Below are 13,343 nucleotides of genomic sequence, written 5' to 3' on the forward strand. Positions count from 1 at the left end.
ATCAAAATCAGATGGCTATAAAAGCAAACGACGTCGTAGCATTGACGTACAGACTTCACACAGTAGAAAACGGTGAAAAAGTTTTCGTTGAAGAAACAACTGCAGAACAACCTTTAGATTTCTTATATGGTGTAGGTATGATGTTACCTAAATTCGAAGAAAACATCGCAGACTTAAACGTTGGTGATAAAATTTCATTTGAATTGGCACCGGATGATGCTTACGGTCAAAAAGATGACAAGGCATTCGCACAGTTGCCAGTAGATATGTTCAAAGAAACAGGTTTACCTCCAGTAGGAGAAGTATTGCCTTTACAAGACAACCAAGGAAACCAATTCCGCGCTGTAGTAGCTGAGGTTACTCCAGAAGTAGTTGTTGCTGACTTAAACCACCCAATGGCTGGCAAAACATTAAATTTCGATATCGAAATCTTAACTGTACGTCCTGCTACTGAAGAAGAATTGTCTCATGGACATTCACATGGTGTAGACGGTACACAAGGTCACTAATCCTGACCCAAGATACAAAAAAACAAAGCCGGGTGTCAAATGACACCCGGCTTTGTTTTTTTGTTCTTTAAAAATCGTATTTTGTTTTTAAACACACGAACGATGCTAACATTTGCAGAAAAAGTAGTTTTATTCAATAAACATCTTCATTATCAAGGAAGTCTTCCCCCAGAATTCAATGTTATCAACCCCTACCTTGATAACCCCGAAACATTAGTCGTAATGGAACAGTTCTACCAGAAATATTACAATGATAATCTAACCAGAAAATTCATTATCGGCATTAATCCGAGCAGACACGGTGCTGGTGTAACGGGAGTTCCTTTTACAGACACCAAAAGATTAGCTAGTGCATGTGGAATAGAGATGCAATCTGCACATACCCATGAAATATCTTCGGTTTTTATGTACGATATGATTGAAGCTTATGGTGGCCCAGAGATCTTCTACAAACAGTTTTACATCAATTCGCCATTTCCCCTCGCGATTGTCCGAGAAACAAAGCCCAACAACTGGATCAATGCAAATTATTACGACGACAAGCAACTTTTTGACATGGTCCGCCCCTTTATGTTGGATTCCCTAAAACAGCACATTTCCATGGGCTTGGTCACAGAGGAGGTCTTTGTCCTCGGAAAGAAAAATGCAACCTTTCTCGCCAAGATCAACAAGGAAGAAAAGTTGTTTGGAAAAATGACCGTCCTCGACCATCCGCGCTATATTCAACAATATAAATCCAAAGACAAACTGCATTTTATCGATAATTATATCAACTTGCTAAGCGGCTTATAAATTAGAGGCGAAGTATTTATTTTTGCTAGCATCGTCATAAAGAATGATAACCTTAGCCCCCTGGAGAAGCACTCCACGACTATGGCCCTTCAGGCGATTGGCTTCATTGGCAACATTCACAGCATAGACCTTACCCGCATAAAATTTGCTTACTTCCGGAAAAATGGTATGCCCTACAAAGATTTTTCGAGCACCATATACATCCATTAACTTTTCTAACTCTGTTTGTGGCAAGGGAAGATATTTTTCTTCTTCACGAACCATTCCGCGGTACCATAGTGGCCCCTCACTGCCAAATAGGAAAGTAGCAGCTTTCGATTTTTGCCGTTCTTCCTTCTGTTGAAAAAGATGATGACGTACCGAGTCATTGACCGCTGAGATCGACCATTGAGGATCCAACATCGCTGCACTTAGCCCGGCATGAACAAACAGATTATCCCCGATCTTTTCCATGGTATTCTTTGTCTGTAACCATTTCCCCAACTCCGTATTTACTGACCAAAAGTCACGATAATCCCTACCTACCTTCTCTGCTAAAGCTTTGTATTTTTCTTGCGTATATTTATAATTTCCGCGTAAAACCATCTCTTCATGATTACCAAATAAAAAGTGGACCTGCCCGCCAGCTTTTGCAGCCTCGTATTCAAGTTTATAGATCAACCAAAAGATAGGCAAAACATCTTTCCCGCGGTCAAACACATCGCCTATGATGACAAGCTGATTACTCCCAAACGTCCACTCGTAGTTTAACCCTATGACCTTCTGCGCGTTGAGAATCGAATAGAAAGATTCAAAATCACCGTGCGGATCCGACAAGACCACAATCTTTTTGCTTGGACGATAGGACCAGGCAGGAGCCACCATGGGATGACGCCAAACTTCAAATTGGTGCTTACCGTCTTCCGTCGAAACCTTAAAGGCTTTTATATGCTCCGATTTTTCGGACAACACCTGACCATGTTCCACACGGATACAACTACTGTCACCATTTTCATAAAAAAAATAAGGACCGTCAAACTTCCCCAATTCCAAAGCGCTTTGGGCAACAGTACCTTGCATAACGCCAAATAGAACAAACAAATACCAGATCACGGCGATTCCATAGGAACCACCGTGCTTTGCTTTTAAATGAATTTTCATACGATATTAATATCCTTCATTCTGAACAATATTATTATTTGCATCAATTTCAACCCTTGGAATGGCCATTAAAGTTTTAAAAAATGTCCGATCAAAGGATTTTGTTTCCGGTCTCAATGAAGGTGAAACATGGGCAGCGCCCTTTCGTTCGATACGCATATTATTGCGCATAGCATCAAACAAACGATGCCCCTCCCCTACAAGTTCACGACGGCGTTCTTCCATAACGCGTTCTAAAGTAACTACACCACTAATAGATTTTGCCGGATTTGCACGTGTAACAATCGCATTCAAATACTTTAAAGCATTCGCATTGTCACCTAGCTTCACCGCCGATTCAGCAGCAATCAGGTAAGCTTCCGAAAGACGAAGCACCGGGATATCTGCAAACTCCGGGTTCTCCCCATCAGCTGTATTGCCCGGATACTTATTTAGATAATAATAATCAACTTGCTTGCTGGTATATTTGGTAATGATTTTATGACGTACATCGTTTGCATCATTCTTAATCAGATTCATATAATCATCCGACAGAATAATATCATTATACCCATTACGCCATAATAAATTGCCGATCCCCTCTTTTCCTGGCCCACTTTCTGTCTTTAGAACGGATAGTCCAAACAAAATTTCACTGGTAAAATCCTTTGACCAAACAGTGGCATACTCACTATTCGTCCACAGGATGTATTGCCCTTTTGTCGAACTCTGTGCCGCTTCGGCATCTTTAATGAATTGATTTGTCAGCGCAAAAGCCTTTGCATGATCTCCCGTGTAGAGATAAGCTCTGGCGAGTAGTAGTTGAGCACCAAATTTATTCAGCTTACCATTCTTTTTCGCTGCACTTAACAAGTTCACTGCGTTTTCCAGATCTTCAATCACCTGTTTGTAAACATCCCTAACCGAATTTCGCACCGGTTTATTGGTAGAAGCATGTTTCTCAGTTTCGATCGGTACGCCTAAAGAAGCGCCATTGTCTTTTGTGTAGGGAGCTCCAAAAACTTTCACCAGATCAAAATGGGCCATTGCTCTAAGTGTGAGGGCCTGACCTTTGATATCTCCCAGCTCTTCCGTCATTTGGCCTTCTGGAACACCATTTACATAGGTCAAAATACCGTTGGCATTTCTTAATACGCGATAGGGTTGATACCACAATGAACTAGGTGTATTATCTTTATTAAAGTCAAAAAGATAATACTTTGCAGCTCTTTTTGTATCACCATTAGCCAACATATCTTCTCCTGTCACATCCCCATAATAGGTCATTCTTGCGCCATAGTATTCATATCCGCGCATAATATCATAAATACCATTTAAGGCATATCCCGCATCACGAACAGATTTTATAGCCTGCGAACTTTCTGTTGATGTACTCGGTTGCGCTTTCTCCAACCATTGGTCACCGCATCCCACCAAAAGAGTGGAAGAGAGCAATACCATTGATAATATATTTTTCATAGTCTTTTTTTAGAATTTAACATCCAAACCAAAGGTTACTGTCTTCAATTTAGGGGACTCAAAATACACGGTACCATTTACAGGTACTTCCGGATCATAGTTTTTGTAGGCTGCAAACGTCAATAGGTTTACGCCCGAACAATATGCCCTAATATTACTTACTTTGAGGCGACGCGAGATCTGCTGTGGCAAAGAAATACCAAAAGTCATATTCTTCAATCGAATATGATCCGTAGAATGGACACGACGTGTATTGGCCACACTACTCATATCGTAAGTATTCCCGACCATAAACATCTCGATATCGGTTACGTCACCAGGCTTCTGCCATCTCCGTTCATAATACTGTGGTATATTATCATAGCCAGTTTTTCCGCCTAGTTCAGTCTTGCTTGCACCACTGTCATAGGAGTTGCCGCCAAGTGAATAAGTCCAGGTGAAATTCAGATCAAACATCTTATACCGGAACGTATTGGTAAACCCACCGATCAGTTTTGGATCGACACTTTTGTAAAGAATACGATTAGCTTTAGTATAATCCTCTGTAATATCCCTTGATCCTAAATTTGAAGGGTCATTGACATAATATTGAGGTACCCCAGTCTCCCGGTTTATTCCAGCAAACTCAATAAGATAATAACTATACCAAGGCTGGCCTATACGATGTATTGACGTACCATCGCGTAATTCCTCACTACCATCGGCCAAAGCTATTGTCTTATTTTTGTTCATACCGAAATTCAAACTCGCATTCCATTTGAACGCTTTGTCACGTAGAATATCTGCATTCAGATCCACTTCGATACCCGAGTTTCGAATTGCTCCAATGTTTGTCAGGTAAGATCCGAAACCCGTTGTTAAGGAGGTCGGCATATCATTCAATAAATCTGATGACTGCCTTCTATACCATTCGAATGTAAGTCCCAATCGATCAAATAAACGAACATCCAAACCAATATTAAGGTTATTCTGTTTTTCCCATCTTAGGTTTGGATTTCCGATCTGTGTTTCCCTGATCCCCGGATTATTCCCATACGGATAGCCAAATCCTGTTAAATCCATGTAGGTGAAATAACTTGAAGGCAAAGTACCGTTTGTACCATAAGACACCCGAATCTTTCCATCTGTCAGCACATCGTTCAAAGAGTCCATAAAACTCTCTTTCGTAAACTTCCATGCGCCTGACAGTGACCAAAATGTGCCCCAACGGCTGCTCCGATGAATCCTTGAACTACCATCCATGCGCACACTTCCTCCTAAGAAATACTTATCATCATAATTGTAGTTGGCGCGCGAAAGATACGACAGCAATCGCCATTCCGTATTCGACCCGGAAAGATCAGTGAGCACCGAACCATTGGAAAGTACAATCTTTTCTACCGAAGGGAAGTTATCTTTGGCCCCATCCATCCCATCTCTGCGGTAACGGTTGACTTCATAACCGCCCAAAACATCCAAATGGTGTTTCGCCGCAAATGTCTTGGTATAGGTCAAGCTATTACGCCACACCATTTGATTATAGTCGGTAAAACTTGTAGACAATGAACCATTTGTCTTCTCACCATCTGAAGTCCGCGGATCAGACCAGGAGTTGTATCGAGTCGTTGTATGATCTAAACTGAAGGTTGTATTGAAAACGAGACCATCCATAAACTTATAGTTTGCAAAGACGGTATTGAACGATCGATCTGCTTTTTCCCGACGGTAATTATACAATGATGATGCTTTCGGATTACGTGGACCATTGGAGAAAAAATCCAAAAAGAAGCTACCGTCTTCATTATATACAGGTTCGGAAGCAGTCAGTTTGTGACGTGATGAATAGATCGGTGATGTGTAAGTTCCGCCTTCCGAATTAACATCCTGGTTCACATTTGAATATAAAATATTAGCCCCAAGTTCTAGCTTGTCGCTCATTTTGTATTTCACATTCAAACGACCTGTTAACCTTTCAAAACCAGACTGATAAGACAAGCCTGTTTGATTGGTATAGCCCAATGATGTATAGTATGAGACTTTGGAATCCCCACCGGAAGCTGACAAGTCTGCGTTTCTAAACGGTGAATTGCGACGAAATAGTTCCTTTTTCCAATCTGTCCAGCCGCTCCAGGGTTGCGGTGCATATTTATCAATATTGTTTTGTGCAAAATCTTCAATCAATGTTTCGTCAGTCAACTTGTCGATATAACGTGCTTTGTTGCGAAGCCCTTCAAGTAGCATTTCGCGCCGTTGCGGACCATTCATTACCTCACGAAAATCTGTCGCTTGACTGGAAAGCCCATAGTCACCTTTGAACGAAAATACAGGTTTCCCGGCCTTGCCCGATTTGGTTGTGATCAAGATAACACCGCCTGCTGCCCGGGAGCCATAAAGCGAAGCTGCTGCCGCATCTTTTATCACCGTAATCTGCTCAATATCTGCATTACTCAAGGTAGACATGACATCGAGACCAGCATTGTTTGAACTGCTAGAAGAGATATCGCCCGACATCACTGGCACTCCATCGATAACAAAAAGCGGCCTATTGACTGCATTGATAGACCCCATACCCCGTATTCGAATATCCGTTGAACCTCCTGGCTGACCCGATAGGGAATTAACCTGCACTCCAGGTGCATTACCTTGGAGCATTGTCGAAAAATCTACTGCTGGTACATCTGACATACGCTCTGTACGTATTGTTGAAGCAGAGCCAGTATAGTCCGATTTCTTAAATGTACCATATCCAGTGACAACGACTTCTGCCAGATTCGATAGACTTGGATGCATGCTAACATTCAAGACATCTCCGTTCACTTCTACTTCTTTACGCTCATAGCCAACAAAACTAAATACCAGAATTGACCCTCTGCTTACAGCAATTGTATAATTTCCATTGGCGTCTGATGCAGTTGCTTTTTTTCCGCCCTTTACGGCTACACTTACCCCAGCAAGCACTTTGCCATCCTGATCGGTAATTTTGCCCTGAACAGGGCTTTGCTCTGCTAGCCAGCCTACATTTGTGAGCGGCGCATACTGCTCGAGACGACTGTTATCACTAATCTTCACAATAATAGAATTGCCTTCTTTGATGTAGCTAAGACCTCTAGGAGACAACAGTTCATTTAATGCCCGGTCTAAGGAGAGATTATTAAAATCCACACTGACCTTAGGACTATTGCTGATAATTTCTGATTTACATAATACGGTATATCCAGTTTGTTTTTTGATTTCCCGAAATACATCAACAATAGGACTATTCTTCTTTTTTATACGCACCGTCTGAGCGAAACTTCCAGCTTGAAGCTGCACGATACTAAACAAAAGAAGCATAATAATCATTTTCATAATAATGAGGTATTTATACTTTTTCATTACATTTGGTTGGTTTTGTTAGTTTAATAAACAGTTGAGTAAGTTTTATTATATCTCGAACCAATTTGCTGGGGAAGTGCCACCTTCCTCAGCTCCTTAAAAGGACGAAATAATGATTTAATGTATTCTTATTTCATCAATTTCACCCTCCTTCCTTCAATCTGAACTTTTATTTTATCGTCTGTCATTTTGATAATCTTAAGTACCTTATCAAAATTGTCCAAACGCGATACTGATCCCCATAACCTAATTTTCGACACACTTGGAGCTATTTCGATATCAATATCATACCATCTCGCTATTTGTGTCAATGCCGTTCCCAAAGGTTCATCGTTAAATGTAAACTCATTATTCTTCCAGGCAATACTTTCCTCTACAGCGGCTTGTTGAACAGAGAGTTCTTCGCCATTCACCAAAGCCTGTTCTCCGGGAACAAGCAGTCTTTCCTTTCCTATAGGCACAGATACCTTTACTTTACCTTCCAACAAAGACACTTTTGATTCCTGCTCTCCCGGAAAAGAATAAACATTGAAATGAGTTCCCAATACTTCGACTTTCTCTTTATTGGTCACAACCACAAAAGGTTTATCCCGCATCTTTTCGACCTCAAAGTAAGCCTCACCATCTAATTCTACAACACGTGTTTGGCCTATAAACTTGTTGGGATAACGCAAGCGCGTATCGGCATTCAACCACACCTTAGTACCGTCAGACAGGGAAATCTGATATTGCCCACCTCTAGGTGTTGACAAGACCATCATCTGTCCTTTATCTTCTTTTGTATTCACTGCAACCGAACCATCGCTATACTGGATCTTACTTCCCATTAAAATCCCACTATAACGCCCATCCAGGTCTACATGCGTTCCGTCGGCAAGCTGAAGCCTTGCCTTATTGGCTCCGGGTACAAGATCTTTAGCCAGGAGTATCGGATCAACAACAGTTTGAGCTTGTTCATCTTGTTTCATTTTCCAAGTCCCCAGCCCAATTAAACCGATGATACATGCCGCAGCAGCAGCATACAACCGATATTTTTTGAACCAGCTCACCTGCTGCTCAGTTGACTTTACGTCAATTCGATCTAAAATGGTCGACAAAACCCTTTCTTCTGCCTTTATTGCATCAGCCTCAAAAAGACTTTCATAAATTTTAAGTTCTTGCTGAAGGTTTTCTGGATTTTCTAACTCCATTAACATGCTCTGCAATTCTGGGTATTGTTCAAATAACAACCGGAGTTCCACATGTGTATCAGGATGAATTTCACCCTTTAAATAGGAGTTCAGAAGTGTTATAATGTGGTCTGTACCATGCATACTTTTCGTCATCGTTTCTTTCGTCAATAAAAACACGGCGACTCACAGAATCTTACATAAAAAAGTAAAAAAATATTAAACAGGTAAAAAAACAGCGCAGAAGCTTAGAAAACCAATCAGAAAATAAAAAGATAAGGGTCAAAACAGAATAAATAGCGGGGTATAAAATCGGATACGCCCCGGCTAATTCTCGCCGACTGAAGATAAAAACGCGAGGAGCGTTAATGCATTTTTAGTCCCCAACAAGGTTCGTATGGTATGTATCGCACGGGAACGGTTTGTGTATACAGCAGTTGGGCTCATTTGAAGCTCTTCTGCAATCTCTTCGACAGTCTTGTCTTCAAGATAGGTCATATTAAAAACTTCCCGTTGTTTTTCCGGAAGCTTTCCGACCTCAATAAATATAGAGTGGATTAACTCCGCATGAATCATTTTTGAGAAAACGTCGCGATCATCTACCAACAGATCCTCATAATTTGTCAAGGATTCATGGATGCCTTTAGAACGCTCCGACCGAATAACATTCAGACTCGCATTCTTTGCCGAAATATAGATAAAGGCCTTTAGATTTTCCATTGTATAAAAATCAGACCTACGCTCCCATACCTTAACGAAAACATCGGCCACGATTTCCTCGGCCACACGGTTTTCCTTCAGATAACCAAGTATAAAGAATAACAGTTGTTTATAGAATTTACGATAAATCGCAACAAATCCTTCCTGGCCATCTGTCTTCAAACTGTCTATCAACTGCGAATCTGTCATTAGTAGTAAAATATAAACCACAAGTGGTGAATAGGTTAGCGCCTCTATTTTGGGCTAAATTAGAAAACACTTTTTAGAATACCAAGCAGTTAACAATAATTTAAAGTCGACAATCGCCCTTCTTATAACTTAGTCGCACGAAGCATTTCACGCTTGCCAGGCGCACCAGGCGTCTTCTCTATTGAAAAGCCCAATGCTTTCATACTGCGTTTGAGGTTCCCGGTAATAGCGTAGGTCACAAAGACACCACCCGGTTTAACAAACTGCGCGATATGTCCCAACGCAGCATCATTCCACATCTCAGGCTGATGCACTGCCGCAAAAGCATCAAAATAAACGACATCAAACAAGCGATCCGACTGGAAATTCATCAATAAGGTATGGTCAATATGAAGCTTTAAGTACTCGTTAATCCGTACGTTTTCCGTCAAAGCCTGCTCGTATGCATTCAAATAGCTTGCCCACACGGTCGGATCTACCGTCGCCTCATAGCCCGTTGCAGCAATAGTAGACAAAGGCAAAGGAAATCCTTCTATCCCGACGTATTCCACCTGAACGGATTTATCGCTAAGAAAGTCAGCTGTTTGCAAAAAATTCAAGCCTGTTCCGAACCCCACCTCCAAGATACCGACGTCGGTCGCTCCTGTCGTTTGTACATAGTGTTCGAGCCCTGTTTTTATAAAAACATGCCTGCTTTCTTGCACCGCACCATGTTTCGAATGATAACATTCACCTATTTCTGCATTAAACAACGTTTTCGAGCCATCTCCTGTCGTTACAAATTCCATTTTTATAAAAATACTTTAAGTTCTAATTTTCACACATGACGTCCAAATGAAGAAACAGACGCCAAACGAATGGCCTACTCCTTGTCCATGACACTTAGTCACTGCTACTGTCCAAAGATAAAAAAGCCGATGCGTGTATCAAAATCCTCATGATTTCCGAAGCACGACCATCTATCAGCGTAGCCTGAAGGAGATGTCAACCAATTAAGCAGTACATCGACTTCCAAATGAAAAATACATATTAATACCGAGCGTGCAGAGATGATGGATACCTCGACAAAAAAAGTTTTCAGTAAGATAACAAGGTCGGCAAAAAGCGGATTTTTTCAGCAAGGTAAAACAAAAATGAACAAACACGCATAAATTCAGCTCGTTTTAATAGACCTATTCGAGAAAAACACTATTTTAGCAATTTAAATACAAAATATTCACAAAACCTAATGAAATATCCAAACCTAACAAGCGCAAGCAATACAACAGCATTGGATATGCTCAATGTGACCAAATACAAAGACAATATAAGCAGTTCTTCCATGTGAATGAACTCCTTTTGAAATAACTAATCATACACCTATGAAATACGCTACAAAAACTTTTGTGCAGAACTACGGCAGTATCTTACTTCTACTCCTTGGGATCAGTATTGGAAGTTTGATCGGCATCTTCTTTCCGCATATCGTCAACAATCTTAAACCGATCGGTGACATTTTCCTAAACCTCCTCTTTGTCAGCGTCATACCATTGGTGTTTTTTGCCATATCCTCATCTGTTGCGAATATCAATGGCGACAGTGTACTGGGAAGGATCATCGGCATGATGTCGTTCGTATTTGTACTGGGTATTGTCGTCGCCGGACTGTCAAGCATCTGCTTCCTTTACCTCTTTCCAGTAGATGCTCCACTGCCTATTGAACAAACAAACAAGATCATGGAAACAGTTGTTCATGATTCTTGGGGTGAAAAAATGGTCCGCTTTTTAACCGTTAGCGAATTTTCAAGTTTATTATCACGACAAAATATGCTGGCCTTTGTCATCTTTTCGTTCCTCGTTGGCATTGCTACGCGCAAATCAGGGGCATCTGCAGAGACCTTCCGTAAATTTATAAACTCGGGCAATGTTGTGATGGGAAATCTGCTCGTGATGGTCATGAACCTCGCGCCCATTGGTTTGGGAGCATATTTTGCCTATCAGGTTGGAACATTAGGCCCTCAGCTTTTTGGTTTTTATGCCAAACCTATCGGTCTATATTACTTTTTTGGAATCTTCTATTTTTTCACGGTATTCAGTTTATTCGCTTTTTTTGCATTCGGACTAAAGGGAATTAAACGTTACTGGCAAAACAATATATTGCCTTCCTTGACCGCATTGAGCAGCTGCAGTAGTCTCGCCACCATGCCAGCCAACTTACTTGCAGCCAAGCAAATTGGAATCCCGGACAGCGTCGCTAGTGTCGTCATTCCCCTAGGCACAACATTGCACAAGCATGGATCCGCGATCGCCTGTATCTTTAAAATCTATATCGCACTTTTATTAAGCGGAAAGGAATTTTTTGATCCAGCCAATCTGATTATGGCGGTTGGCATTACGTTACTGGTGAGCATCGTAGCCGGAGGTATTCCTAATGGTGGCTACATCGGAGAAATGCTGATCATATCGGTTTATCAGATGCCAACGGAGGTGATCCCTTCCATTATGATCATAGCAACCCTCGTCGATCCTCTCGCAACAATGCTCAATGCTACTGGAGATACCGTGGCCGCTATGCTCACCACCAGATTGATCGGGCAAAAACTGGCTGACCCTATTCCCGAAAACCCAGGTTAAACAATCTCCAAACGACAAACATTTGAACGCTGGACCAACGAAGATCCTATCAAGCGGATCCATGTAGGTCCTACTTATGGCTGGCTGATCAAAAACGGTAGGCAAAAAACAGCTCGCCATATTGATGCCGGTGAAACACCGATTTGAGCTCTTTCGAATTGAAGATGTAATTGATACCGTAATTGATCTTGTGGTTAGACCAATTGAAACCAATGCGGTGACTAAGCATCCAAGGCTGAATAGTGTATAATTTGCCTATGGGATCATTTTTACCTCTCCCTCCTTCTACCGTTGCGTTGTAAAAAATACGAGACACGCTTGGTTGATAGACAAAATACCATTCTTTATCATTGTTCGCTCTTCCCTGTGTCAAATGCCCATGTGTAAAGGTGGATGCCTGATAGGATTTCAGCTTCCCCAACCGAAGCGGGGCCGCAATTCCCATATTGGTATTATTTAATCCAATGGTCCCCTCACCTATAATTCCGACATCGAATTGCTGATTTTGACTGCGATATAGTCCTTTTTTATAGGTTGCACTTAAATCAATACCAAAGGAATTTCCAAGCTGCGTATCCCAACCTGTCGCCTCGTACATCCCAAAGAGATGATGGATAAACTTCTGTGCTTCTTCACCGTAGGATTTAGGGCCGATCTGCGCCAATTCAGTCTTAAACTCAACAACCTGATCGTGCGGTAAAAACCGTGTTATCCCAGCACTAAAATAGAGGTAACCTGCAAATGGTCTATCGTATTTCTTTTCCTGCCGTCTATAGTCAATGATACTGATACCATTGTAAATCCGTTGGCCTATTTCAAAATCCAATACCGTATTTGAAGTCTGACTATCTGGTTTCCCTGGCAACGCAATCCTATAGTTGATATTGATACCATTGGTATAATAGCGGTCCTGACCCGTCAGTAGATAAACGTCATTGTCATTTTGGATAGCAATTTCCTGATTACGGAATTTTACCTGTCCAAAAACAAAAAAGCAGGGGAATATAACAGCCCAAAAGAGGCCTAAAAATCGCAAAGCAACACTCATATTAACAGGCAATTGTAAAATTCATGCGATATCATTAGAACCAAAATAGCAAATTTCACTTCAAATTATTCAAAAGCATTCGAATCTAGCTTATTTTTCCAATTAATTCAAACTATTTAGAATAGATATAAATAATATGGAAAAGTTGCATTATTCCTTTCTTAGCGAATCTATTTGTAATTTTGCATTCGATTAGGTCTCAAATGTAATCAATTTGGGATTTTAGTGAGCACAACGTTGTCAGATTTGGGTAATAATCTTTCTGAAAAAACAGGAGGATATCTGGCAGATTGGAACAGCTATTCATCGTTAAGAAAAAACAAACCGGGTGAAACGAGCTCATTTATACGAT

Annotated in this window: 10 protein-coding genes; 3 read left to right on the plus strand and 7 right to left on the minus strand. The window is 41.1% G+C overall.

Annotation, left to right across the window (positions count from 1 at the left end; translation table 11 throughout):
* Window positions 1-11: 11 nt before the first annotated feature.
* Both L1283_RS12540 and L1283_RS12545 read left to right on the plus strand, forming a co-directional pair.
* Window positions 12-509: an FKBP-type peptidyl-prolyl cis-trans isomerase gene (locus L1283_RS12540; protein WP_075994257.1), complete on the plus strand. Its 498-nt coding sequence runs from the start codon at window positions 12-14 to the stop codon at window positions 507-509.
* A gap of 102 nt (window positions 510-611) precedes the next feature.
* Window positions 612-1,301 (plus strand): SMUG2 DNA glycosylase family protein, encoded by a 690-nt coding sequence (locus L1283_RS12545; RefSeq protein ID WP_115049391.1) that lies wholly within the window; start codon window positions 612-614, stop codon window positions 1,299-1,301.
* Here the strand turns inward: L1283_RS12545 and L1283_RS12550 are convergent.
* From L1283_RS12550 to mnmD, 6 genes are all read right to left on the minus strand, one after another.
* Complete coding sequence (locus L1283_RS12550) at window positions 1,296-2,441, minus strand: metallophosphoesterase (RefSeq protein WP_286709653.1); 1,146 nt, start codon at window positions 2,439-2,441, stop codon at window positions 1,296-1,298. The two genes, L1283_RS12545 and L1283_RS12550, sit on opposite strands and share 6 nt — an antisense overlap.
* A gap of 6 nt (window positions 2,442-2,447) precedes the next feature.
* Window positions 2,448-3,899: a RagB/SusD family nutrient uptake outer membrane protein gene (locus tag L1283_RS12555; RefSeq protein WP_115046586.1), complete on the minus strand. Its 1,452-nt coding sequence runs from the start codon at window positions 3,897-3,899 to the stop codon at window positions 2,448-2,450.
* Between the two features lie 9 nt (window positions 3,900-3,908).
* The gene (locus L1283_RS12560) at window positions 3,909-7,253 is read right to left on the minus strand and encodes a TonB-dependent receptor (RefSeq protein ID WP_286709652.1); all 3,345 of its coding nucleotides are present in this window, start codon (window positions 7,251-7,253) and stop codon (window positions 3,909-3,911) included.
* 128 nt (window positions 7,254-7,381) lie between these two features.
* Complete coding sequence (locus L1283_RS12565) at window positions 7,382-8,578, minus strand: FecR family protein (RefSeq protein ID WP_286833876.1); 1,197 nt, start codon at window positions 8,576-8,578, stop codon at window positions 7,382-7,384.
* A gap of 171 nt (window positions 8,579-8,749) precedes the next feature.
* Window positions 8,750-9,331: an RNA polymerase sigma factor gene (locus tag L1283_RS12570; protein ID WP_429626155.1), complete on the minus strand. Its 582-nt coding sequence runs from the start codon at window positions 9,329-9,331 to the stop codon at window positions 8,750-8,752.
* A gap of 122 nt (window positions 9,332-9,453) precedes the next feature.
* Window positions 9,454-10,119 carry a tRNA (5-methylaminomethyl-2-thiouridine)(34)-methyltransferase MnmD gene (mnmD, locus tag L1283_RS12575; RefSeq protein ID WP_429626156.1) on the minus strand — a complete coding sequence of 222 codons (666 nt, stop codon included), beginning with the start codon at window positions 10,117-10,119 and terminating at the stop codon, window positions 9,454-9,456.
* A 573-nt stretch (window positions 10,120-10,692) separates the two neighbouring features.
* On the opposite strand from mnmD, the gene L1283_RS12580 reads away from it, so the two are divergent.
* Window positions 10,693-11,943 carry a dicarboxylate/amino acid:cation symporter gene (locus L1283_RS12580; RefSeq protein WP_070560724.1) on the plus strand — a complete coding sequence of 417 codons (1,251 nt, stop codon included), beginning with the start codon at window positions 10,693-10,695 and terminating at the stop codon, window positions 11,941-11,943.
* Between the two features lie 88 nt (window positions 11,944-12,031).
* Here L1283_RS12580 and L1283_RS12585 read toward each other — a convergent pair whose 3' ends face one another.
* Complete coding sequence (locus L1283_RS12585) at window positions 12,032-12,991, minus strand: lipid A deacylase LpxR family protein (RefSeq protein WP_088163018.1); 960 nt, start codon at window positions 12,989-12,991, stop codon at window positions 12,032-12,034.
* Window positions 12,992-13,343 lie beyond the last annotated feature (352 nt).

This window comes from Sphingobacterium sp. HSC-15S19, from assembly GCF_050433745.1.
GTDB lineage: Bacteria > Bacteroidota > Bacteroidia > Sphingobacteriales > Sphingobacteriaceae > Sphingobacterium > Sphingobacterium siyangense.

Excerpts from the sequence above, each read along its gene's own strand:
- L1283_RS12585 (WP_088163018.1), bottom strand. The coding sequence starts at position 12,991 with ATGAGTGTTGCTTTGCGATTTTTAGGCCTCTTTTGGGCTGTTATATTC.
- L1283_RS12540 (WP_075994257.1), top strand. The coding sequence starts at position 12 with ATGGCTATAAAAGCAAACGACGTCGTAGCATTGACGTACAGACTTCAC.
- mnmD (WP_429626156.1), bottom strand. The coding sequence starts at position 10,119 with ATGGAATTTGTAACGACAGGAGATGGCTCGAAAACGTTGTTTAATGCA.
- L1283_RS12565 (WP_286833876.1), bottom strand. The coding sequence starts at position 8,578 with ATGACGAAAAGTATGCATGGTACAGACCACATTATAACACTTCTGAAC.
- L1283_RS12580 (WP_070560724.1), top strand. The coding sequence starts at position 10,693 with ATGAAATACGCTACAAAAACTTTTGTGCAGAACTACGGCAGTATCTTA.
- L1283_RS12570 (WP_429626155.1), bottom strand. The coding sequence starts at position 9,331 with ATGACAGATTCGCAGTTGATAGACAGTTTGAAGACAGATGGCCAGGAA.
- L1283_RS12545 (WP_115049391.1), top strand. The coding sequence starts at position 612 with ATGCTAACATTTGCAGAAAAAGTAGTTTTATTCAATAAACATCTTCAT.
- L1283_RS12555 (WP_115046586.1), bottom strand. The coding sequence starts at position 3,899 with ATGAAAAATATATTATCAATGGTATTGCTCTCTTCCACTCTTTTGGTG.
- L1283_RS12550 (WP_286709653.1), bottom strand. The coding sequence starts at position 2,441 with ATGAAAATTCATTTAAAAGCAAAGCACGGTGGTTCCTATGGAATCGCC.
- L1283_RS12560 (WP_286709652.1), bottom strand. The coding sequence starts at position 7,253 with ATGAAAAAGTATAAATACCTCATTATTATGAAAATGATTATTATGCTT.